At 65.7% G+C, this 21,423-nt stretch carries 22 protein-coding genes; 3 read left to right on the forward strand and 19 right to left on the reverse strand.

Annotated elements, in window-relative coordinates; genetic code table 11:
• Positions 1-35: 35 nt before the first annotated feature.
• From AC1DYS_RS06315 to AC1DYS_RS06360, 10 genes are all read right to left on the reverse strand, one after another.
• Positions 36-1,118 carry a type II asparaginase gene (locus tag AC1DYS_RS06315; RefSeq protein ID WP_477897116.1) on the reverse strand — a complete coding sequence of 361 codons (1,083 nt, stop codon included), beginning with the start codon at positions 1,116-1,118 and terminating at the stop codon, positions 36-38.
• Between the two features lie 125 nt (positions 1,119-1,243).
• Positions 1,244-1,462 (reverse strand): DUF4287 domain-containing protein, encoded by a 219-nt coding sequence (locus AC1DYS_RS06320; RefSeq protein ID WP_477897118.1) that lies wholly within the window; start codon positions 1,460-1,462, stop codon positions 1,244-1,246.
• Positions 1,463-1,923: 461 nt separating this feature from the next.
• Positions 1,924-3,474, reverse strand: coding sequence for a beta-propeller fold lactonase family protein (locus AC1DYS_RS06325; RefSeq protein ID WP_477897120.1), 1,551 nt, complete (start codon positions 3,472-3,474; stop codon positions 1,924-1,926).
• 620 nt (positions 3,475-4,094) lie between these two features.
• Positions 4,095-4,901: an inositol monophosphatase family protein gene (locus AC1DYS_RS06330; RefSeq protein WP_477897122.1), complete on the reverse strand. Its 807-nt coding sequence runs from the start codon at positions 4,899-4,901 to the stop codon at positions 4,095-4,097.
• Positions 4,902-5,053: 152 nt separating this feature from the next.
• Positions 5,054-5,581 carry a GNAT family N-acetyltransferase gene (locus tag AC1DYS_RS06335; RefSeq protein WP_477897124.1) on the reverse strand — a complete coding sequence of 176 codons (528 nt, stop codon included), beginning with the start codon at positions 5,579-5,581 and terminating at the stop codon, positions 5,054-5,056.
• The gene (locus tag AC1DYS_RS06340) at positions 5,578-6,168 is read right to left on the reverse strand and encodes a helix-turn-helix domain-containing protein (RefSeq protein WP_477897126.1); all 591 of its coding nucleotides are present in this window, start codon (positions 6,166-6,168) and stop codon (positions 5,578-5,580) included. The genes AC1DYS_RS06335 and AC1DYS_RS06340 overlap by 4 nt, the downstream gene beginning before the upstream one ends.
• A gap of 76 nt (positions 6,169-6,244) precedes the next feature.
• Positions 6,245-7,534, reverse strand: a complete 1,290-nt coding sequence (locus AC1DYS_RS06345) for a HAMP domain-containing sensor histidine kinase (protein WP_477897128.1) — start codon at positions 7,532-7,534, stop codon at positions 6,245-6,247.
• Positions 7,531-8,223, reverse strand: coding sequence for a response regulator transcription factor (locus tag AC1DYS_RS06350; RefSeq protein ID WP_477897130.1), 693 nt, complete (start codon positions 8,221-8,223; stop codon positions 7,531-7,533). Before AC1DYS_RS06350 ends, AC1DYS_RS06345 begins: the two co-directional genes overlap by 4 nt.
• Positions 8,224-8,251: 28 nt before the next feature.
• Positions 8,252-8,794 (reverse strand): methyltransferase family protein, encoded by a 543-nt coding sequence (locus AC1DYS_RS06355; RefSeq protein WP_477897132.1) that lies wholly within the window; start codon positions 8,792-8,794, stop codon positions 8,252-8,254.
• Entirely contained in the window at positions 8,778-9,251 is a 474-nt protein-coding gene (locus tag AC1DYS_RS06360; protein WP_477897134.1) for a Spy/CpxP family protein refolding chaperone, read from the reverse strand. Before AC1DYS_RS06360 ends, AC1DYS_RS06355 begins: the two co-directional genes overlap by 17 nt.
• Before the next feature lie 200 nt (positions 9,252-9,451).
• Here AC1DYS_RS06360 and AC1DYS_RS06365 point away from each other — a divergent pair, with 200 nt between their 5' ends.
• Genes AC1DYS_RS06365 through AC1DYS_RS06375 form a run of 3 tightly spaced genes read left to right on the forward strand, consistent with a single transcriptional unit; the run spans position 9,452 to position 11,416 of the window.
• Entirely contained in the window at positions 9,452-9,646 is a 195-nt protein-coding gene (locus AC1DYS_RS06365) for a DUF3606 domain-containing protein (RefSeq protein WP_477897136.1), read from the forward strand.
• 1 nt (position 9,647) lies between these two features.
• Positions 9,648-10,568, forward strand: coding sequence for a non-homologous end joining protein Ku (gene ku, locus AC1DYS_RS06370; RefSeq protein ID WP_477897138.1), 921 nt, complete (start codon positions 9,648-9,650; stop codon positions 10,566-10,568).
• Positions 10,565-11,416, forward strand: a complete 852-nt coding sequence (locus AC1DYS_RS06375) for a tetratricopeptide repeat protein (protein ID WP_477897140.1) — start codon at positions 10,565-10,567, stop codon at positions 11,414-11,416. Before ku ends, AC1DYS_RS06375 begins: the two co-directional genes overlap by 4 nt.
• 17 nt (positions 11,417-11,433) lie before the next feature.
• Here the strand turns inward: AC1DYS_RS06375 and AC1DYS_RS06380 are convergent, their stop codons facing one another.
• The 9 genes from AC1DYS_RS06380 to AC1DYS_RS06420 form a co-directional block, all read right to left on the reverse strand.
• Complete coding sequence (locus AC1DYS_RS06380; protein ID WP_477897142.1) at positions 11,434-12,642, reverse strand: alkane 1-monooxygenase; 1,209 nt, start codon at positions 12,640-12,642, stop codon at positions 11,434-11,436.
• A gap of 112 nt (positions 12,643-12,754) precedes the next feature.
• Positions 12,755-14,452, reverse strand: coding sequence for a flotillin family protein (locus AC1DYS_RS06385; RefSeq protein WP_477897144.1), 1,698 nt, complete (start codon positions 14,450-14,452; stop codon positions 12,755-12,757).
• Positions 14,453-14,504: 52 nt separating this feature from the next.
• Positions 14,505-15,131, reverse strand: a complete 627-nt coding sequence (locus AC1DYS_RS06390) for a YqiJ family protein (RefSeq protein ID WP_477897146.1) — start codon at positions 15,129-15,131, stop codon at positions 14,505-14,507.
• Positions 15,128-15,796, reverse strand: coding sequence for a PspA/IM30 family protein (locus AC1DYS_RS06395; protein ID WP_477897148.1), 669 nt, complete (start codon positions 15,794-15,796; stop codon positions 15,128-15,130). Before AC1DYS_RS06395 ends, AC1DYS_RS06390 begins: the two co-directional genes overlap by 4 nt.
• A 1-nt stretch (position 15,797) precedes the next feature.
• A complete protein-coding gene (locus AC1DYS_RS06400) occupies positions 15,798-16,301 on the reverse strand; it encodes a hypothetical protein (protein WP_477897150.1) in 504 nt (167 codons plus the stop codon).
• A 102-nt stretch (positions 16,302-16,403) separates the two neighbouring features.
• The gene (locus AC1DYS_RS06405) at positions 16,404-18,011 is read right to left on the reverse strand and encodes a gamma-glutamyltransferase family protein (RefSeq protein ID WP_477897152.1); all 1,608 of its coding nucleotides are present in this window, start codon (positions 18,009-18,011) and stop codon (positions 16,404-16,406) included.
• 25 nt (positions 18,012-18,036) lie between these two features.
• The gene (locus AC1DYS_RS06410; RefSeq protein WP_477897154.1) at positions 18,037-18,921 is read right to left on the reverse strand and encodes an ABC transporter permease; all 885 of its coding nucleotides are present in this window, start codon (positions 18,919-18,921) and stop codon (positions 18,037-18,039) included.
• Between the two features lie 12 nt (positions 18,922-18,933).
• Positions 18,934-19,875, reverse strand: a complete 942-nt coding sequence (locus AC1DYS_RS06415) for an ABC transporter permease (protein WP_477897156.1) — start codon at positions 19,873-19,875, stop codon at positions 18,934-18,936.
• Between the two features lie 21 nt (positions 19,876-19,896).
• Positions 19,897-21,411 (reverse strand): ABC transporter substrate-binding protein, encoded by a 1,515-nt coding sequence (locus AC1DYS_RS06420; RefSeq protein WP_477897158.1) that lies wholly within the window; start codon positions 21,409-21,411, stop codon positions 19,897-19,899.
• Positions 21,412-21,423: the final 12 nt, after the last annotated feature.

The following is a 21,423-nucleotide window of genomic DNA, read 5'->3' on the forward strand; positions in this document are numbered from 1 at the left end:
GCGCCCCGGGCTTGTATCGACGGGTAAGGAGCGGCTCAGTACTCCCAGAAGATGCGCTGCAGTTCCTTCGTGTCGCGCGTCTTGGTGAGCGCCAGCGCGGCGAGGATCTTGGCCTTCTGCGGGTTCAGGTCGTGCGCGACGACCCAGTCGTACTTGTCATCAGGCTGCTCCGAGTTGCGCAGCACGAAGCCGTCGGGCACGCGGGCCGAGCGGATGATCTGGATGCCTTGCGAGCGCAGCGCCTTCAGCGTGTCGACCTCGTAGTTGGGCACCGAGCCGTTGCCGGTGCCGGCGTGGATGATGGCCTTGGCGCCGGCCTTGCCCGCGGCTTCGGCCATGTAGGTGCCCATCTCGCCCGAGCCGTAGACGATGCTCACCATCGGCAGCGTGTCGATCTTCTCGATGTCGAACTCGCTGCCGTTGGTGTGGCGCTTTACCGGCGCACGGAACCAGTAGGTCTTGCCTTCCACCACCGAGCCGAGTGCGCCCCACTGGCTGCCGAAGGCGTTGGTCTTGATGTTGATGCGCTTGCCCGCGTCGCGGCCCGAGAGAATGTCATCGTTCATCACGATCAGCGCGCCCTTGCCGCGCGAGGCCTTGTCAGAGGCCACGGCCACCGCGTCATACAGGTTCAGCGTGCCGTCGGCCGACATGGCGGTGCCCGGCCGCATGGAGCCCACCACCACGATGGGCTTGTCGGTGTGCACGGTCAGCGTCAGGAAGAAGGAGGTTTCTTCCAGTGTGTCGGTGCCGTGCGTGATCACGATGCCGTCGACACCCGGGTCCTTGGCGAGAATGGCCACGCGCTTGGCCAGCGTCACCAGCTTCTCGTTGGTGAAGCTCTCGGAGGCGATCTGGAACACCTGCTCGCCGCGCACGTTGGCAATGTCAGCCAGCTCGGGCACGCCTGCGATCAGCTTGTCCACCGGCACCTTGGCCGCCTGGTAGGTGGCGCTGTTGGCCGCACTCGCGCCCGCACCGGCAATGGTGCCGCCGGTGGCCAGCACCACGATGTTGGCCTTGGCCGCAGGCGCGGCAGGCACCTGCGCGCAGGCGCCGAGCGTGCTGAACAGAGAGGCGATGACAACGCCGTGGATCAATCGATGCAGCTTGAGCATGGGTGGGGGTCTCCAGTGAATGTGATTGTTGGTATGCAAGGGATGCGCCAGACCGGCAGCGGCGGCAGCGTACCTCATGCCCACATGGCCTCGTTACCAGCCCCGGCTTGGCGATGAGACGGGCGTCACTTCCTGCTGCGCACCCAGCCCTCGCTCTTGAACACAGCCCACACCGCCATGGCATGGCCTTGGCCGAGCGCATGTTCCCTCTTGAGCCAGGCGAGCAGCTCGCCTGCCTTCATGTCGGGCTTGAACACACCCGCCTGGGTTGCGAGCGACTTGAAGTTTTCGGGGGTCTTGCCGGTCTTGGCGAAGATGTTGTCGAGGTAGGCCTGGAATGACATGTCGAGCGCTCCGAGGGTGTTGAGATGGCGGTGCTCGCGAACGAGCCTCCATCGCAATGACGAATGAGCGGAACAAAAATCGACATGTCACCTACAAAAAGGCTGCGTGCTCGCGGTGTTTTGAGTGAAAAGCGAGCGACCGTGGCCTTTGTGACGGGTATCTGTTGGTGGCTGCGACACGCAGCGGCATTCTTTTGCTGTTTGGACAGCTGGTGTGCGGCACTTGGAAAAGTCTTCTTTCGACGAAGCCCGTATCAGCGGGATTTTTTCGTCTCGGTCTTTTAGTCGGTCGAGGGAACAATTGCCCTAGGCGGCGCGGGTTCGTGTAAGCATGAAGGAAGGATTAGGCACCAGCGAGCGCAGCCTAGCGTTCGGCGGCAGCAACCCTGTAGAGCCGAGTCAGATGCAGCCGCGGCCGCGGCCGCGGAACCAGCGCCGGCCAGAGGAGGCGGCTATGCCTCCTAACGGGCAATCAAGTGATAGGGGCGCGCGGCAGTGCTGATCACAGCGATGGGTGTATCAGCGAGAGTGCCATCCGTGTTTGTTCTGAAAGTGGCGATCGAATTGCTGCGCAAGTTGCCCACGTATATGGTTCTTCCGTCTGTGTCGACTGCCACTGTGACCGGCCCTTCACCGCCGCTAGAAACCGTGGCGGGAGACATTGGTGTCAACGTCCCGTCGGCACCAACCGAATACTGTGCGACCGAGTCGCCGTAGAAGTTCGGAACGTAGGCGGACCGGCCATCGGAACTGAAGACCATGTCGGTCGGCCCCGAGCCTCCCGTCGACACATCACCAATAGAGACGCGAGCCAGAGAGCCGTCTACTTGTATCGCGAATACTCGAATCGAGTTATCGCCATAGTTGACCGAGTACGCGAATCGGCCGTCGGGGGCGATCACGATGTTGTACGGCACCGATCCCGTCTGGGCGCTGGGGACGGGAAGGGGCGCAAGCACGCCATCGGCACCAATGCTGAACATCGAGACGGCCCCGCCTCCCACTGCGTACAGCCACCCGCCAGAAACTGCCAAACCGTATGTTCCAGATGCTGCTGCAATCGAGACGGGTGACAAGGCACTGAGGCTGCCACCATCCCCAGCTGCATACATCCATATTGAACTCGACTGAGCACTTGAAACATAGGCGTACTTGCCATCGGGAGTGAATGCGATACCGGTCGGGATTCCGCCCGTCGCGATGCTAGCTGGCGTCGCATAAGCCAGGAGGCCATCTGCGCCAACCGCATATACATCGACAGCTGCCGCGCCTGCGGCTGCGACATACAAGCGAGTGCCGTCAGGCGAAAGCGCCAATCGCCTCGGATAAGAGTCGGAGGCGATACTCACCGCATTTGCCGTAGATGGCGCGCCCGAAGCATCGATCGGGAGTTGATCAATGACGTTGCTGACGTCCGATGCAACGTACAACATGTGCGCCTGGCAAGTGACCTTTATGCTTGACACGCCCTGCAATTGAATCGTGCCACTAGCCGAAGCCAGCGAGCACGACTGACCGAACGGTTGGGTTTTGATCGTCACCTGATAGGTTGACCCATTCGGAATGCCTGGCAAGACAAACTCCGCGGCTCCAGGGGCCACGTCAATTGAGTCGCTAGCGTTGGCCAGCACGAGTCCCGTTCCACTTAACCCGATAACTGACCCCCCGATGGAATACAAGAGCGGCGAACAGGTAACAGAGACAGTCGAGACATCTGTGGAACCAACCGTTCCGGTACCTCCCAGAACGGAGCACGACACGCCGGGCGGTTGAGTTTGTACCGCGACGTTGTATGAGGTCCCTTCGGCCTGAGCCGTGGTGAAGCGGAAAGTGCTGTTGCCGGGAGTGGGACTGACAGAGTAGCTCCCATTGATCAGCACCAGGCCCGGCACGGCAAGTCCCGTGATCGAGCCCCCGACAGTGTGTGAAGCGAGAGCCGAACCCGTGCCGCCTTCATCACCAGCGCAGCCTACAACCATCACTGCCACCAGTACAGCAAGGAATTTTCTCACTTGTGCCTCCCCCTTTGACGCGTCTGGACGCAGTGTAATGGTGAGCACCTAATTAGGCTCGAACGGTACGGCCTACCTGTAGCCGGGGCTACGCCCCCAACGCGCTGGCGCAATCGGCGCTTGTCACTCTGGCTTCTGAAGTCCTCGCCTTAAAGCCGACCAGAGCGTCGAAGAAAGGCGTGGCGTTTGACATAAACGGCGGCCAGCGGGCGCAGCCATCGGACGTCCAGTTGATGGAGGGTTAGGAACCACCGAACTACATAACCAGCAAGCCAAACGATTAGCACTAGTTCCATAAGCAAGGCCAGCAATCTAAGTATTTCGACCTTGAATTTCGTCCTTTTCCAAGCCCCCCGCGATCGCGCGGAAGCCATCGAGAGCGACAAGGCTGCTTTGATGCTCAGAAGGTACAAGTTTGACTTGCCTCGCGCGTACGACTCCGCGCAGCAAAGAATAGACCAAACACCCGCCAAGCAGGACTGACATGCATTTGAGTAGTGCATTTCCACTTGCATACGACCGGCTCAGAACGGCTGCGCCAACTACTGCGGCCATAAAGAGAAGGATGCCTGCTCTTGTTGACCCTATTGGCCCGATTAAGCGTACCTGTTCCGGAAGACTCAACGCGCCGCTATCAACTTCAGCAACTCTTCATGCAACGCCCCACTGCTCGCCAGCATGTCGGTCCCGTTGACCGGATCGCTCCCATCGATCGCCGTCGCTCTCCCGCCGGCCCCTTCGATCACCGGCACCAGCGCGCAGATGTCCCAGGGCTTGAGCACCGGGTCGAACATCGCGTCGGCGCCGCCGGTGGCGACCTGGAAGTAGCCGTGGCAATCGCCCCAGGTGCGGTAGAGCAGGGCGCGGCGCGAGATGGCTTCGAAGGCGGCGCCGTCGGGGCGCTTCATCATTTCCCAGTGGCCGGTCGACAGCACGGTGGCTTCTTCGAGCTTCGGCGCGGGGCGCACGCGCACAGGCCGGTCGCCGAGCAGCGTGGGGCCGCCACCCAGGCCCATCAGCACGTGGCCGGTGAGCGGGTGCGAGATGGCGCCGAGGATGGGGCGGCCGTCGCGCAGCAGTGAGAGCAGGCTGCCGAAGATGAAGCAGTTGCTGACGAAGGCCTTGGTGCCGTCGATCGGGTCGAGCACCCAGCGGTAGCGGGCGTCGGGCCGCTCCATGCCGTATTCCTCGCCGAGGATGCCGTGGTCGGGGTAGCGCTGCGTGATGAGCAGGCGCATCACTTCTTCGGCGCGCTTGTCGGCGGCGGTGACGGGGCTCTCGTCGCTCTTGCGCTCGACGGGCGTGCCTTGCAGGTAGTGCTGCTTGATGGCGGCGCCGCTGATGGCGGCGAGCTCGTGCATGAAGGGCACGAACTCGGCGCGTTCGGCGGGGGCGAGGGTGCCGCTGTAGAGGGGGTGGTCGGTCATGCGCAGGCTCGATGGGGTCACGGGTGGGTGACTCATCGTATCGAGGCCGGCGCGGCCCTTCGATACCTCAGGGCGAACGGTGGCGGGGTGCAGTGCGAACGGCGGTGAGGCTATGTTGCGAGTCACATGACGCCGGTTCGCGCCTCGCACCATCACAGGTGCTTGTAGAAGAAGGTGGTCGCGCAGAAGGCGCCGTCGGGCATCAGCGCGTACTTGGGCACGCTGCCCACGCGCTGCCAGCCGGCGCGCTCGTACAGGCGCTCGGCGTCGCCGCCGGTCACGGTGTCGAGCACCAGCACGGTCTTGCCTTCCTCGCGCGCCACCTCGTCGATAGCCGTCATCAGCTGCTGCGCCACGCCGCGCCGGCGGGCACTGCGGTGCACCAGCATCTTGGCGACGTCGCCGCGGTGTGGTTGGTTGTCGGGCAGGTTCATCAGCAGCTGCACCGTGCCGACGATGCGGCCTTCTGCGTCTTCGGCCACCAGCAGCACGCGCTCGCCGCGTGCCACCCCGTTGGCCACGTCGAGCCAGAAAGTCAGCGCGCGTTCGCGCGGCAGCGGCCACATGAAGCTGACCGAGGCGCCGCCTTGCACGCAGTCGATCAGCACGTCGGCCAGTGCGTCGACGCAGGTGGCGGCTTCGTTGGGGCCGACACGGCGGATGGTGATGGCATCGTTCATGAGCTTCTCCGGCTGGGCATGGGGGTCGGCGCCACGAGTGCGACGAGGTAGCGCGCGGGCTTGCGCGTCGGATTGCGGTAGACGAGGGGGCCGTCGAGCTTCATCGCGAGGCAGTCGCCGGTCTCCAGGCGCCACAGGGTGCCGCCCACCGTCATCTCCATCGTGCCGTCGATCATCCAGACCTGCTGGTGTGTCTCGACCTCGCGGGCCGTGTCGTAGGCCACACGCTGGCCGGCCGGAAAGATCACGTCGACCAGTTGGATCGGCGAGCCCACACCAGGGGGCGACACGTTGCGACGCACGTAGCCGGAGGCTGGGTCCTTCCACACCGGCTGCTCGGCCACGCGAGCCATGGGCGACGGCTCGGCCACCGGTTCTGCGCTGACCTCGAAGAGCGACGCGACGGTGACGCCCAGGCCGGTGGCCAGCTTGTCGAGCACCACCGCCGTCGGGCTGCTCTGGCCGCGCTCGATCAGCGAGATGTTGGAGCGGCTCACGCCGCTGCGTTCGGCCAGCGCGTCGAGCGAGAAGCCGTGTGTGTCGCGCAGCTCGCGCACACGGCGGGCAATGAGGGTGTTGATGTCCATGCATCCAGTTTACTGGAAATACACATCCAGTAAACTGACGCAGCCTGTTCTGCCGCCGTTCCTCGTTGGCCTGGCCTCAGACCGGCCAGCGAACCTCGACCTCCAGCCCCGGTGACGCGTTGCGCAGCACCAGCGTGCCACCGTGCGACTGGGCGACCAGCCGGCAGAGGTACAAGCCCAGGCCGACCCCTCCGGCCGAGCGGGTGCGGGCTATGTCTGGGCGGTAGAAAGGTTCGGCGAGCTTGGACAGCTGATCCTCGGGCACGCCGGGGCCGTGGTCGCGCACCAGCATGCGGACCTCATCGCCTTCGAGCCGGGTGCTGACGAACACTGGCTCGCCCGTGCTGCTGCCGTGGCGCAGCGCGTTGTCGATCAGGTTGCGCACCAGCATCGTTGCGCGCGGGCGGTCGAGCAGCAGCGGCGGCACGTCATCCGCGAGCGACAGCTGGATGGGCTGGCTGCTGAAGCCGGTGGCCACGACTTCGCGCACGAGCGTGTTGAGGTCGGTGGCATCGCGCGTGAGTGCGGCGGGGCCGGCGGCAAGGCGTTCGCTTTCCAGCAGGTCGGTGATCAGCTCGCTCATCAGTGCAAGGTCGCGCAGCAGGGCTTGGCGCTCGGCGCTGTCGGCCGAGAGTTCGGCGTTGAGCCGCGCACGGGTGAGGGGCGAGCGCAGTTCGTGGCTGATGGCGAGCAGCAGGGCGCGCTGGCCCTTGAGCATGCCTTGCAGGCCGGTGGCCATGTCGTTCACCTGCGTGGCCAGGTCGCCCAGTTCGTCGTTGCGGCGCACCGGGATCGGCGCGCTGAAATTGCCTTCGCCATAGCGCAGCGCCCCCGCGCGGATGTCGTCGAGCGGGCGGAACAGGCGTCGCACGGTGGCGTAGGCCAGCAGCGTGAGCAGCAGCAGGCCCAACAGCGGCAACAGGCCGCCCCAGGGGTGCCGGTCGCGCCAGGCCATGTCGCCCAGGCCGAACTGGACGCGGTAGCCCCCGGCACTGCTGCGGGTGAACATGCCGTCGCTCGTCATCACCTTGTGGCTGGGGTGAGAGGCCCAGTGCAGGTCGGGCCCGTCGATGCGCACCGAGATCGGCAAGCGCGCCACCAGCGCCTTGGCACGCTCCACGTCGGGCGGTGTGCCGAGGTCGGCAGCCAGGCGGTCGACGTAATCCGACAGCAGCGGCTTCACCAGCACCTCGAAGCCGTTGCCGAACGCGAGCCGCGTGCCGCCGACGAACACGATGACCGTGAACACCGCCAGCATCAGGAACAGTGCCACCAGCCGCCAGCGCAGCGAATGCCGGAAGCGCTGCGGCCAGCGCTGGTGCCACCGCTTGTGCGCCCAGCGGCGGTGGGGTGGCCGGCAGCTCACGAGCGCGGCACTCCGGCGAAGGTGTAGCCCGCGTTGCGCAGGGTCTTGATCACGGGCAGCGGCTCCAGCTTGCGGCGCAGGCGGCTGATGAGGATGTCGACAGCGCGGGTGAAGAGGTCGGCGTCGCGCCCGCGCAGGCGGTTGAGGATCTCGTCGCGGCTGAACACGCGGCCGGGCTCGCGGGCCAGTATCACCAGCAGCTCGAACTCGGTGCCGGTGAGTTCGACCAGGTCGCCGCCCTGGCGCTTCACCTCGCGGCGCATCGGGTCGATCTGCAGGCCGTCGAACAGCAGCAGCTTGCCGTTGCGGTCGGCATCGCCGTTCGTCGTGCGCGCGCGGCGAAGAATGGTCTGCAGCCGCGCCGCCAGTTCGCGCGGCTCGAAGGGCTTGGGCAGGTAGTCGTCGGCACCCAGCTCGAGGCCGACCACACGGTCGGTGAGGTCGCCGCGCGCGGTGAGCATCAGCACCGGAATCTCGCTGTCGTGCCGGATGCGGCGGCAGACCTCGAAGCCGTCCATCTCGGGCAGCATCACGTCGAGGATCACGGCGTCATAGCTCTGCGCCGCCAGCTTTGCGAAGCCCTCGCTCGGCCGTGTGGCGCTGTCGAGCTCGAGGTCGAAGCGCCGCAGGTAGGTGGCCAGCGGCGGCGCGAGGTCTTCGTCGTCGTCGATCAACAGAATGCGGTGCATAGGCGAGATGCTGACACATCACCGGGCATCACAGCCATGGGCGCACCGAGCCGGCGTAGTCGCGGTGCCAGCCGCCGAAGCGCCGTGCGAGCTGCGCCTCTTCGTGCGGAACGTGCGCCGTGGCCACGAGCGCGGCGAACAGCGCAGCGCTCACCGCCAGCAGCGGCACACCCAGGCTGATGGCCGCGCCCAGCAGGGTCAACACCGTGCCCGCGTACATCGGGTGGCGGCTGAAGCGGTACGGGCCTTCTTCGATCAGCTGCGTTGGCTGGTCGCTCGGCGCGATCGGCGTGCCGGCGGCGCGGAACAGCGCCGCGGCCCACAGTGCGACCGCGAGGCCGAACACCGCGATGGCGCCACCCGTCACCTCGGCTCGGCCCCAGGGCGCGGCATCGCCCCAGAGCGCGAAGTGCGCAGCCAGCGCGCCGCTGCCGAGCGCCAGCGCGACAACGCTGGCTGGCAGCGCTGCGATGCGGGCACGCAGCGCGTGCTCGTTCCCGTCTTCGTGTTGCGCCGTCGCCGGGCGGGCGACGACCACCAGGCCGCGGCCTGCGTCAGCCGCGCCAGCCATGGTGGCCCCCGCGTTCGAGGTAGCCGCGCACCTTCTGCTGCTGCTCGGGCTTCAGGCTGTCGTAGAAGTCGGCCGCGGCGGCAATCACTGCCGGCGACGCCTCGCGCATGGCGGCCGTCTTCGCCTCGACCAGGGCCTGCGCACGGCTGCGGTCGAACTGCGAGCCCGCCAGCACGGCCTTCATCGCTGGCAGGGTTTCGCCGCCGCCGGCCACCATCACCTTGCGCTGGGCGCTCAAGGTGTCGGCGAGGACGGTGAGCTTGGCCTTCTGCGCCGCGTCGAGGTCGAGCTTGCTGCTGGCGCGGTCGACCATGCGCTCGCGCCACTTGGCCTGGTCGGCCTCGGTCATGTTGCTGCCCCAGTGGCCGCCCATGCGGTGCGAGCAGGCAGACAGGCCGCCGATCAGGAGGGAGGCGCCGAAGACGCCGATCAGCGTGCGTTTGATCCAGGGTTTCATGGGGTGATCCTTTCGGGTCGGTTGAACATGAAACGAATGGTCGCGGCGCGGGGCCGTGCTATCCTTTCACGCAGGGATCGCTTTGTTTCGTTTCTTTTCAGGGCGGGGGTGGATACCGTCCTACACGCGATCTGCTTCCTGCCTGACGCTCAAGCGGTGCGCGGCGACGTAGCCTGAGCCTTTCCCCGCAGGAGAGCGCCATGGCAGACGACCTGAAGAACCGCGGCGAGCCCGACCGCTCGCGCATCAATCTGAAAGAAGTGCACGAGGTGCAGTACTGGGCACGCAAGCTTGGCGTCTCGGCAGAGCAGCTGCAGGCGGCGGTGAAGGCCGTCGGCCCGCAGGCGAGCGACGTCGAGCGCCACCTGAAGGCCACGAAGAGCCGGGCGGCATGACATGGCTGCCCGCTCCATCGCGTCGCTGACCCTCGGTTTCGGGCTGGTCTCGATCCCGGTGAAGGTGTACTCGGCCACCGAGAGCTCCGGCTCCATCGGCTTCAACCTGCTCGCCAAGGACGGCTCGCGTGTCAAGCAGCAGTACATCTCGCAGAAGACGCAGAAGGTGGTCGAACGCTCGGAGATGGTCCGCGGCTATGAGTTTGAGGCCGACCGCTTCGTCGTCTTCACACCCGAAGAACTGAAGGCGCTCGACGCGGAGGCCAGCCACGTGATCGACATCGTGGCCTTCGTGCCCGACAAGGCTGTGGACCCGATCTACTACGACAAGGCCTACTTCCTTGGCCCCGACAAGCGGGGCGCCAAGCCCTACTCGCTGCTGATGGAAGCCATGCGCAAGACAGGGCGCTGCGCCCTGGCGCGGTGGTCGTGGAAGGGCAAGCAATACGTGGTGCAGGTGCGGCCTAACGAAGACGGCCTTGTGCTGCAGCAGCTGCTCTACGCCGACGAGGTGCGCTCGATGCGCGAGCTCGACATCGAAAAGGTACCCGTCTCGCCGGCCGAGGTGCAGCTGGCCACCCAGCTCATCGAGCAGATCTCGGTCGACAACTACGACCCGGCCGAGTTCAAGGACGAAGAGAAGCAGCGCATTCTTGCGGCCATCGACAAGAAGATCGCCGGCAAGAACATCGTGGTCAACGAGCACCCGGACGACACACGCAGCACCGGCGGCGGCCAGGTGATCGACATGATGGACGCCCTCCGCGCCAGCCTCGCGAAGCGGGGCGGTGGCAAGGCTGCGCCGGCCAAGGCAGAAGAAGCTCCGATACCCGCGGGCGCACTGAAAGAGAGAAAGCCTGCGCGCCGCGCTGCTGCTGCCGCGCCCGCTGCCGCACCGGCCCGCGCACGAGCGAGAAAGTGAGCACCGCGCCGGCCGCGCACGAAGCGAGCTTCAGCCTGCGCAGCGTCCAATCGATGCTGGGTTTGTCCGCCAGCGTGGTCTCGGCGCTCATCGACGCCGGCTTCGTGCAGCCCGCCCGCGGCCCGCGCAATGCCTACCGCTTCAGCTTTCAGGACGTGGTGCTGCTGCGCACCGCGCACCGGCTGCGCGCGGCGAACATTCCGCCGCGCAAGGTGCTGCGCGCCTTGGGCAGGCTGAAGGCCACGCTGCCGCGGGAACTGCCGCTCACCGGCTTGCGCATCACGGCGGTCGGCAGTGACGTGGCGGTGCGCGATGGCGCGCTGCAGTGGGCGGCCGAGTCAGGCCAGCTGCTGATGGACTTCGACGTCGCTGCTGCCGGTGACAACGTGGCGTTCCTGGAGCGCACGCCCGCGGCGGACGTGCCCGATCTGCCGCCAGCCCCTGACAGCGAAGACTGGTACGCGACGGCCCAGGCGCTCGAAGCGCACGACAAGCCGGCTGCAGAGAGAGCCTATCGGCGCGCCATCGAGGCCGACGCCATGGACACCGACGCGTACGTGAACCTCAGTGCCCTGCTGTGCGAGCAAGGCAAGTGCCGTGACGCGGTGGCGCTGCTGGCCGAGGCGGTGCAGCGCCTGCCGAACGAGCCGCTGCTGCACTTCAACCACGGCATCGCACTCGAAGACCTGGGCCGGCATGCCGAAGCGATCGGAAGCTATGAGCGGTGCATTGCGATCGACCCGGAGCTGGCCGATGCGCACTTCAACCTGGCGCGAATCCATGAGCAGGTGGGGCAACCGCAGAAGGCGCTGCGGCATTACGGTGAGTACCGGCGTTTGCAGCGATAGACCGCTGCCTTGGCGTGTCAGGCGGCCAGGTGCTCACCCTCGGCATGTGCCTTGCCATAACGCGCCTCGATCAACTGCCGTCTGCTCGGGTCCACGTTGACCCGCGAGAGGTCGCCTTTCACGTGCGGCAAGGCCATGAGCCGCGGGTCCATCACCCTGAACCACAGGGCCGGGATGTACGAGAGCGGGAACATGCCGAAGTAGCCGCTGGGCAACTGCGGCAGGTGCTCGAAGTGCCGCAGCGACTGGTAGCGCCGCGACGGGTAGGCGTGGTGGTCGGAGTGGCGCTGCAGGTGGAACAACGCGAGGTTGGTCACCAGGTGGTTGGTGTTCCAGGAGTGGTGCGGCTGCGGCGTTTCGTACTGCCCGCTCGGCAGCCGCTCGCGCAGCAGGCCGTAGTGCTCCACGTAGTTGGCGGAGGTGAGCTGCCACCAGGCCACGATGTTGTGGATGGCCAGAAAGGGCAGCATCACCCAGCCGAAGGCGATCACGAGCCCGATCTGCAGCACGGCGCTGATGGCATACGACTGCAGCATGGTGTTGTGCAGGCTCCAGGCCGAGTGCTTCTCGGCCGCCAGGCGCTGCTTCTCCAGCTGCCATGCGCGCCGGATGCCGCCCGGCAGCTCTCGCAGCGCAAAGCGGTAGATGCTCTCGCCCATGCGCGAGCTGGCGTGGTCTTCGGGCGTTGACACGTAGCGGTGATGGCCGCGCCCGTGCTCCACGGTGAAGTGCCCGTACGCTGGCACGGCCAGCACAAGGCGGGCCAGCCACTGCTCGACGGCCGTGTGCTTGTGGCCCAGCTCATGGCCGGTGTTGATGCCCAGGCCCGAGTCGGTGCCGGCGATGTAGGCCATCATCACGATTGCCCACCACGACAGCTCGTGCGTGCCCACCCACCACGCGCAGCCGATGAGCGCGACGAAGTGCAGCGGCACCACGATCCAGGTAAGCCAGCGGTAGTAGCGGTCGGCATCGACCTGCGCCACCACAGCTTCAGGCGGGTTGTTCTCGTCTTCACCGATCAAGAGGTCGAGCAGCGGCATGAGGCCGTAGCTGATGACGAGCGGCAGGCCGAGCGCAATCTGATGCCCGGTGTACGCATGCAAGGCCATGCCGGTGAAAGGGATCAGCGGGTACACCACCGACAGCAGCCACCACCACCGCTTGCGGTCGCGGTATTCGACGCGCCCCTGTTCAGGGTCGACCGTGGCGTACAGCTTGGTCATGGGCTCTCCTGCGAGTGCAGGAGATTCTTGATCTGCGAGGCGCGTGGGTCAATTGGCACACGCGAGCCCCTGATGCCGTCGCGCTCGGCGTGTCAGCGGCTGACTGGCGCTCCTACCCGCCGACCGGATCCAGGGTCGTCGGTTTCTTCAGCATGCCTGACAAGGCGTGTGCGACTCCGGTGATGCCTTCGTTGGACAGGCCGGCGTCTTTCATCACGGCATCGACGATCGGCTTGGCCAACTGGTACTGCAAGGCAGAGTTCATCACCTGTTCAGGGAATGTGGCTCCCGAGCCAAGCGCTCCGCCCTCGCCGGGCCCTGCGGACGGCGCTCCCGGCATGCCACTGACCTGGAAGATCCGGATCGAGTCGATCTTCTCCATCGGGCGGACGGCCTGTTCGAGGATCTGAGGCAACTGTTGCAGCAACTGAGTTCGGATCTGCAGATCGATCTGCGCCGCGGACAAGGTGTTGAGCGCTTCGTTGATGGCCCGCTTGCCTTCTGCTTCGGCCAGCGCGGCGGCCTGGCGAGCCTTGGCTTCGATGGTGACCGCTTCGGCACGGTCAAGTGCGGCTTCTTTCTCGGCAGAGGCCGAGACCTTGACGCTGATGGCGTTCTGCTCGGCTTCTTTCGACGCCTCGATCAGCTGGATGCTCTTCTCGCGTTCGGCGACGGCCACCTGCCGAGCGGTGTTGACGGCTTCCTCGGCCTTCACAGCTTCGGCACGCGCGAGATTGGCGGCCGAGTCGGCGTCGGACTGTTCGCGCGACTTGGTGGCGATGGCGATCTGCGTGTCCTGGCGTGCAATCTCCACCTGCTTGCGCTGCTCAGCGCGCAACATTTCGGTCTTGCGTTCGAGCTCGATCTCGCGCGTCTGGATCGACAGGTTCTTCTCGATCTCGGCGCCCTTGATCTCGCGTTCGGCCTCGATGCGCTTTTCGCTGACTTGCCGCTCCGCCTGAATCTTGGCGGCTTCGGCTTCGCGGTTGCGTTCGGCTTGCTGCGTCGCGATCAGTGCGGCTTGTTCAGCACGCGTGTTTTCGATTTCGCGCTTTTGAGAGAGTGAGGCGAACTCCTGGTCCTTCTCGATGGTGAGCTTCAGGCGACTCGCTTCGAGGTTCTTGGTGCGCACCTGGACTTCGGTGTCCTGCTCGACGTCATTGCGCTGCTTGCGCCGGGCCTCGGTCTGCTCGGTGAGCCGCGTCAGGCCTTCCGCGTCGAAGGCGTTGTTCGGGTTGAAGAACTGCTTGTCGGTCTGATCAAGGCTGGTGAGCGACACCGACTCGAGTTCCAGGCCGTTCTTCTCCAGGTCTTCGGCCACAGCGTTCTGCACGGCTTGAACGAAGTCGCGGCGCTTGTCTTGCAGCTCCTGGATCGTCATGGTGGCGGCAGTGGCTCGCAGCGAGTCGACGAACTTGTCTTCGACGAGCGCCTTCAGCTCGTCGGGGCTCATCGTGCGAGCGCCGAGCGTCTGGGCTGCAATGCTCACGGCTTCTTCGGTCTGCTTCACACGTACGAAGAAGGCGGCGGTGACGTCGACGCGCATGCGGTCCTTGGTGATCAGGCTTTCGCGTTCTCTGCGCACCACCTCGAGCTTGAGCGTGTTCATGTTGACCAGCACCCGCTCATGGAACACAGGCAGCACGATGGCCCCGCCGTCCATGATGACCTTCTGCCCACCGAGGCCAGTGCGCACGAAAGCGGTTTCCTTGGTCGAGCGCTTGTACAGGCGCGCAAAGATGATGCCGATTGTCAGCAGCGTGATCAACGCGATGCCGGCCATGCCGGCCATCTCGATCAGATTGTTCATGGTCTGGTTCTCCCTCGGTAGATTTGTCGATCTTGGGTTGTTGCGGTACGGATCAGAGCAAGGTGGGGTGCGGGTTCGCAATGCAGCGGTAGAACGCCCCCGCCTTTTTGACGATGAGGATCTGGGCGCCCTCTTCAAAGAGCTCGTCGTCGATGTCAGGCTCGACCATCAAGTAGTGCGTGCGGCCATGGCTATCGCGCACTCGCGCCTGGGCAGCCAAGCCGCGACGAGCTGTGCCGCCAGAGATGACGCCGGCGCGGCCTATGAGCGTCACTTCGCTGACGGCGCTGGTTTCGTCGCGAGGAATGATGTGCGCGACCAAGGCACCGAGGCTGCGGACTGTCGCCATGCCCGAGGGGATCGCGACGAGGCCTGCGAGCCAGCCGGGCAGGTAGAAGCCGAAGATGCCGTGCACGACCATCTGCAGCCCGTAGCCGAACAATGCATAGCCACTGAGAAATACCACCAGCAGGACCAGCGATGGAACCTTGCCAATGTGCAGCCAGCCGAGCACGCGGTCGATGCCGGTATCACCGTCGATGTCGGGCAAGACGTGATCGAGCAGGTTGCTCGGGCTCAGGGACAACAGCATGCCGAAGCCTTCGAGCAGTGCAATCGCGACGATGAGGGCGAACGCAACGCCGAAGGGCAATGTCTCCGCCGCGGTGAACAAGTTCATGCCTTGCCGGCTTTCAGCTGTGCCATGCGCTCTGCAATCTTGTTGGCACGGACGAGGTCATCCAGCTCCTTCAGGTTGGCTGCCTGCTGCATGCTCACGTTGCGTGCCGTTCCAGACAGCCCCGTCTGTCGTTCGTACAGGCGATCAAAGGCGCCGGTGACGGCACTCATGCGCTGGTCGGCCGAGGTGCTGGTGCCTCCGCTTGCCTGCTGCAATGCCGCAGTGCGGCTCTTGCGGAACTCGCTGAGCGCATCCACCATCTCGCGTTTCTTCGCCAGCAATGCGGCGACGTAGCCTTGCAACTCGTTTTCATGGCGTGCGTACTCTGCCAGGGTTGTCTCGAGAACGGGAATCTGCGCTTCGATGTCGAGCTGACGCGCCACCGCCGAGGTGGCGAGATCGTCGCGATTCTGCTGCAAGGCCTGTTCGATCTGGCCAACCAATTTCTCATGCTGCGCGTTCAGCACGGAATGCTGATGCTGTGCGAGATGGCGGTTGGCACTGACCAGCCCCAACTCGTGGCGAACGTCGTTGATGACCGAGTCCGCCTCACGGATCGATTGCTCCATCACTGCTTCGGGTGCCTGGTCCTCGATGCGGTCGAGCAGCGCGTGTATGCCGCCGGCGATGACTCGGCCAACTCTGTTTTTGAGGGAATCAGACATGTCAGGCTCCTTTGAGGCTGTTGATCGTTGTGGCCAATTCAATCGTTGCGGCGGTGTGTCGTCGCACCACTGCCGGGTCGTAGGCGGCAGCCGAGGTGGTGGTGGCCTGCCGTAGCAAGGCTTCGCACAGCGCGAAGCTGCGCCTCACGAGCGCGTCTTCGAGCTTCGCGGCTTCTGCCTCGTCGGTGGGGGCCGAGCTGACTGCCAAGGCAAGTGTTGTCGTCAGGTGCTCAAGCAGCAAGTTGAGCACCTCGGAATGGCGGCCGGTTCGGCTTTCGGTACGCACCAAGGCTTCACGCAGGCGGCCCGTCATGTCTCGTGCCCAGCTGTGGGCGGCTACATAGTCCAGCGCCCCGTCGTGCTGGCGCTTCAACTGGCCCAGCAGGATCCGGAGCTTGTCGCTGTTGGTGGTGGCACCTTCAACTCGAAGCTGGGCCAGCCACAGGTAGAGATCGCTGGGGATTCGAGCCGACAGAGGCTCCATCGTCATGGCTTGTGTGACCATTCGCGCTCAACCTAAGAATTCGAATGAATGCAATCGTATTCATATGAATTCGTTTGTCAAGCGCGATGTTTGTGGCGCCACGAGGCCACGACGTCAATCAGCTCAGTACCCCGCCGCGTGCCCGTCGCGCCGCGAATCGCTGGCGGCCACGTAGCCGTCTTCCAGGTCGTCGCTCAGCTTCCAGATGAACTGGCCGCTGCCGTAATCCATGTACGAATCGGCTGTGGTTTCTGAGCGATGGCCCAGTGCCTTGAGGCCGTCGACCAACTGGGGCGACATGGTGGATTCGAAGTCGACCGACAGGCCCGTGGCCACCTTCCAGCGCGGCGCGTCACAGGCGGCCTGCGGCTGCTGGCGGTGGACCAGCAGCCGCACCAGCGTCTGCAAGTGGCCCTGCGGCTGCATGTTGCCGCCCATCACGCCGAAGCTCATCTGCGGTTTGCCATCTTTCGTGAGGAAGCCGGGGATGATGGTATGGAACGGGCGCTTGCCGCCAGCCACGACGTTGGGGTGCTTCTCGTCGAGCGTGAAGCCGTGGCCGCGGTTCTGCAGGCTGACGCCGGTGCCGGGCACGACCACGCCGCTGCCGAAGCCCATGTAGTTCGACTGGATGAAGCTGATCATCATGCCGCTCTCGTCGGCGGCAGTGAGGTAGATGGTGCCGCCCTTCGGTGGCATGCCGTGCGCCGGGTCGGCAGCGCGGCGCGGGTCGATGAGCTTGGCCCGTTCGGCGAGGTAGCCGTCGCTCAGCAGGTCGGCCGCCGTTACCTCGCTCATGAAGCGCTCCTCGGCGACCCAGCGGTAGGTGTCGGCGAAGGCGAGCTTCATCGCCTCGATCTGCAGGTGTTGCGACTCGACGCCATCGACCGGCAGGCGGCCGAGGTCGAGCTTTTCGAGCATGCCCAGCGCCATCAGCGCGGCGATGCCCTGGCCGTTGGGCGGAATCTCGTGCACTGTGTAGCCGGCGAAGTTCTTCTGGATCGGTGTGACCCACTCGGGCTGGTAGTTGGCCAAGTCCGAAAGCGCCATGCTGCCGCCATTCGCCTTGGAATGCGCGACCAGCATCTCGGCGACTTCACCGCGATAAAAGGCCTCGCCCTTGGTCGCTGCGATCTTGCGCAGCGTGGCGCCAGCCTCCGCGAAGACGAAGCGCTCGCCCGGCTCGGGCGCGCGGCCACGTGGCATGAACGCCTCCGCGAAACCGGGCTGGTCTTTCAGAAACGGCACCTGGCGGCCCCACTTGTCGGAGACGATGCGGCCGACGCCATGGCCGCGCTCGGCCAGCTCGATCGCCGGCTCGAGCAGGTCGCCGAAGGGCAGCTTGCCGAAGCGGGTGGACAAGGCGACCCAGCCGGCCACCGCGCCGGGCGTGGTGACGGTGTCCCAGCCGCGCACCGGGAAGGCGTCGCCGTGCTTCTTGCGGAAGTAGCCCGGGTTCCACGTTGCAGGCGCCACGCCCGATGAATTGAGGCCGTGGAGTGCCTTGCCGTCCCAGAGGATGGCGAAGTTGTCGCTGCCCAGCCCGTTGGACACCGGCTCGACGATGGTGAGCGCCGCCGCCGCGGCGATGGCCGCATCGACCGCGTTGCCGCCTTTGAGCAGCATGCGCACGCCGGCCTGCGAGGCCAGTGCCTGCGAGGTGGCGACGACGTTGCGTGCCATCAGCGGGCTGCGGATGGTGGGGTAGGGGTTGTTCCAGTCGAAGTTCATGGTCGCGTCCGGTGAATCGGGAGGGTCAGCGTTGGCGGGGGTCGAGCGCGTCGCGCAGGCCGTCGCCGAGCAGATTGAAAGACAGTACCAGACCGAAGATGGACAGGCCTGGCCACACGGCCATCCACGGTGCGTTGTCGATGAAGTTCTTGGCGGTGTTGAGCATGCTGCCCCAGCTCGGCGCGGGCGGTTGCTGGCCCAGGCCGAGGAAGGACAAGCTGGCTTCGGCGATCACGGCCGACGCGATGGCCAGCGTGGCCTGCACCACGACCGGCGCGGCGATGTTGGGCAACACGTGGCGCAGCGCGATGCGCAGCGGCGGGTTGCCGACCGCGCGCGCGGCTTCGATGAAGTCTTCGACCTTCACGTTGATGACCTGTGCCCGCGTGAGCCGCACGAAGATCGGCGTGGCCGACACGCCGATGGCGATCATCGCGTTGGTAAGGCTGGGGCCGAGAAAGGCCGCGAGCGCGATGGCGAGGATGAGAAACGGGCAGGCGAGAAAGGCGTCGGTGATGCGCGAGATGAGCCCGTCGACCCAGCCGCCGATGAAGCCCGCGGCCAGGCCGATGGGCACGCCCAGCAACAGCGAGATGGTCACCGACACCACGCCGGCGAGCAGCGAGGCGCGCGTCCCCCAGATCACGCGCGAGAACACGTCTCGGCCGATCTCGTCGGTGCCGAACCAGTGCTCTGCGCTGGGCGCCTGGCGGATGGCGCTCCAGCTGGTGGCGATCGGGTCTTGCGGCGCAATCCACGGCGAGAAGAGCGCCATCGCGATGAAGGCGAGCACGACGGCCAGGCCGACGAGTGCCCCCCGCCGGCGGCGCAGCTTGCGCCAGGCACGGCGCCACGGACCGGCTGGCGTGGCCGGGGCGTTGGTGAGGGGCGCGGGGAGCACGGCAGACATTGGTTCGGCGCCTCAGCTTCTCAACCGCGGGTTGACGAGAAAGTAGGCCATGTCGGCCAACAGGTTGAGCACGATGTAGGCGGTGGCGGTGACGAGCACCACGCCTTGCACCACCGCGTAGTCGCGGTTGAAGACCGAGTCGACGATCAGTTTGCCGAAGCCGGGGATGGTGAACACCTGCTCGGTGAGCACCGCGCCCGACAACAGCGTGCCGAGCTCCAGCGCGCCCAACGTGATGATGGGCGTGAGCGCATTGCGCAGCGCGTGCTTGAGCACCACGGTGCGCTCGTTCAGGCCCTTGGCGCGGGCGGTGCGCACGTAGTCGGCCGACATGACCTGCAGCATCGCGCTGCGCGTGTGGCGCATCAGCACCGCGGCGATGGCGTTGCCCAGCACGAAGGCCGGCATGATCATCGCGGCCAGGTTGGCGCCGAGGTCTTCAAACGGGCTCACGTAGCCCGAGGCTGGCAGCCAGCCGAGCTGCACCGAGAACAGCATGATCATCAGAATGCCGAGCCAGAAGTTGGGCGTGGAGATGCCCCACAGCGCGAACACGTTGGCCACGTAGTCCCACGCCGTGCCGCGCCCCACCGCCGAGACCACGCCGGCCGGGATGCCGATGACGAGAGCGATCACAAACGCCAGCAGCGCGAGCTCCACCGTGACGGGCAGCTTCTGCAGAACGAGGTGCAGCACCGGCTCCTGGCTGCGAACGGACTCGCCCAGGTCGCCGTGCAGCACGCCGCCAACCCAGTACGCATAGCGCATGGGCAGCGGCTCGTCGAGGTGGAGCTTGGTGCGCAGGTAGGCGACGACGGTCGGGTCCTGGTCTTCACCGGCGAGGATCATGGCCGGGTCGCCGGGCAGCAGTTGCTGCAGCCCGAAGATCAGCATCGACACGAAGACCAGTGTCGGGACGATCGTTGCGACGCGCTTGATGAAGAAGTCGAACATCGGCGGCGTGGTGGCGTGGTGTCAGGAGGCCAGCTTCAACCCGGTGACGCGCAGCAACCCGTCCGGGATCTCGCGCACGCCCGACAGCCTGGCGGTGTACGCCCACAGCCAGTTGCGGTGGTACAGATAGATCACCGGGCGCTCCTTCGTCACGCGGGCAGCGATCTGGTCGAACACCTTCTTGCGCTCGGCCGGGTCGCGCAACTCGCGTGACTGGTTCAGCAGCTTGTCGGTCTCGGGGTCGCAGTAGCCCGTGTAGTTGAGCGGCTGCTTGCAGCCATGGAAGCTGAACAGGTTTCCGTCGGGGTCGGCGCGGCCGCTCCACGCGAGGATGTAGGCCTCGTAGTCGCCCTTGTCCGCCATGTTGAGCGAGGTCGCGAATTCGGCCGCCTGGATCTTCACGTCGAAGCCGGCTTCGCGCGTCATGGCCTGCACCACCAGCGCCAGGCGCTGCGCGTCGGAGGTGGTGGGTGCTACGAGCGTGAAGCTCGGGTTGGGCACGCCGGCTTCTTTCAGCAGCTGCTTGGCGCGCGCGATGTCACGCTTGGGCACCGGCACGTTCTTGGCGTAGTAGGCGTTGGTCGGTGCGACCCACTGGTTGCCGACGGTGGCTTCCTTGTCCATCACCACCTGGGCCAGGCCGGTGCGGTCGAGCGAGAGTTCGAAGGCTTCGCGCACGCGCGCATCGCGGCCCAACGGGTTCTGCTTGGCCTTCTCGCTCTTGCCGATGTTGATCGTGATGCCCTGGTAGCCGATCTCGGTGATGCGCGAGGTCTTGAGCTTCTTGTCGGACTGCAGCTTGGCGATGTCGCTCGAGGCCACACGCTCGATGAAGTCGAGCTGGCCCGCCTTGAGGTTGGACAAGCGCACCGTGGCGTCGGGGATCGGCGTGTAGACCAATTTGTCGAAATGGATGGCGGCGGCGTTCCAGTACTGCGGGTAGCGCTCGAGCACGATGCGGTCTTGGGCCACGCGCTCGACGAACTTGAACGGTCCGGAGCACACCGGCTTGAGGCCGAACTTGTCGCCGGCGGCCTGAGCAGCCTTGGGCGAGACCATCATGCCGGCGCGGTCGGCCAGCTGCGCGAGCAGTGGCGAGAAGGGCGCGGCGAGGATGAGCTTCACGGTGCTGGCATCGACCACGTCGACACTCGCCACCGGTGCCAGCTCGCCGCGGCGGTTGGAGCCCGGCATCGTTTTGTGGCGCTCGATGTTGAACTTGACGGCGGCAGCGTCGAACTTCTCGCCGTCGTGGAAGGTGACGCCCTGGCGCAGTTTCAGCGTGAGCGTCTTGCTGTCGGCCGACCATTCGTACGCAGTCGCGAGCTGCGGCTGGATGGCGAGCTTCTCGTCGATGTCGAACAGCTTGTCGCACAGCGCGCTGAACACCACGCGGCCGACGAAGCTGCGCGCGAGCGAGGGGTCGAGCACGTCGGGGTCTTCGGCGAGGCCGACGCGCAGCGTTTGCGCCTGCGTCGCGAAGGGTGCGAGCGCGAGCAGCAGCGCGGAACAGAGCAGTCGGGCAGAAAGCTTCATCGGGTCAATCTC

The organism is Rhizobacter sp. P2_G4 (genome assembly GCF_056403575.1).

Coding starts and splice junctions, on each gene's coding strand:
- AC1DYS_RS06340 (WP_477897126.1), bottom strand. CDS start 6,168: ATGGACATCAACACCCTCATTGCCCGCCGTGTGCGCGAGCTGCGCGAC.
- ku (WP_477897138.1), top strand. CDS start 9,648: ATGGCTGCCCGCTCCATCGCGTCGCTGACCCTCGGTTTCGGGCTGGTC.
- AC1DYS_RS06385 (WP_477897144.1), bottom strand. CDS start 14,452: ATGAACAATCTGATCGAGATGGCCGGCATGGCCGGCATCGCGTTGATC.
- AC1DYS_RS06410 (WP_477897154.1), bottom strand. CDS start 18,921: ATGTCTGCCGTGCTCCCCGCGCCCCTCACCAACGCCCCGGCCACGCCA.
- AC1DYS_RS06315 (WP_477897116.1), bottom strand. CDS start 1,118: ATGCTCAAGCTGCATCGATTGATCCACGGCGTTGTCATCGCCTCTCTG.
- AC1DYS_RS06415 (WP_477897156.1), bottom strand. CDS start 19,875: ATGTTCGACTTCTTCATCAAGCGCGTCGCAACGATCGTCCCGACACTG.
- AC1DYS_RS06420 (WP_477897158.1), bottom strand. CDS start 21,411: ATGAAGCTTTCTGCCCGACTGCTCTGTTCCGCGCTGCTGCTCGCGCTC.
- AC1DYS_RS06360 (WP_477897134.1), bottom strand. CDS start 9,251: ATGAAACCCTGGATCAAACGCACGCTGATCGGCGTCTTCGGCGCCTCC.
- AC1DYS_RS06335 (WP_477897124.1), bottom strand. CDS start 5,581: ATGAACGATGCCATCACCATCCGCCGTGTCGGCCCCAACGAAGCCGCC.
- AC1DYS_RS06365 (WP_477897136.1), top strand. CDS start 9,452: ATGGCAGACGACCTGAAGAACCGCGGCGAGCCCGACCGCTCGCGCATC.
- AC1DYS_RS06330 (WP_477897122.1), bottom strand. CDS start 4,901: ATGACCGACCACCCCCTCTACAGCGGCACCCTCGCCCCCGCCGAACGC.
- AC1DYS_RS06380 (WP_477897142.1), bottom strand. CDS start 12,642: ATGACCAAGCTGTACGCCACGGTCGACCCTGAACAGGGGCGCGTCGAA.
- AC1DYS_RS06400 (WP_477897150.1), bottom strand. CDS start 16,301: ATGGTCACACAAGCCATGACGATGGAGCCTCTGTCGGCTCGAATCCCC.
- AC1DYS_RS06355 (WP_477897132.1), bottom strand. CDS start 8,794: ATGGCTGGCGCGGCTGACGCAGGCCGCGGCCTGGTGGTCGTCGCCCGC.
- AC1DYS_RS06405 (WP_477897152.1), bottom strand. CDS start 18,011: ATGAACTTCGACTGGAACAACCCCTACCCCACCATCCGCAGCCCGCTG.
- AC1DYS_RS06390 (WP_477897146.1), bottom strand. CDS start 15,131: ATGAACTTGTTCACCGCGGCGGAGACATTGCCCTTCGGCGTTGCGTTC.
- AC1DYS_RS06350 (WP_477897130.1), bottom strand. CDS start 8,223: ATGCACCGCATTCTGTTGATCGACGACGACGAAGACCTCGCGCCGCCG.
- AC1DYS_RS06395 (WP_477897148.1), bottom strand. CDS start 15,796: ATGTCTGATTCCCTCAAAAACAGAGTTGGCCGAGTCATCGCCGGCGGC.
- AC1DYS_RS06320 (WP_477897118.1), bottom strand. CDS start 1,462: ATGTCATTCCAGGCCTACCTCGACAACATCTTCGCCAAGACCGGCAAG.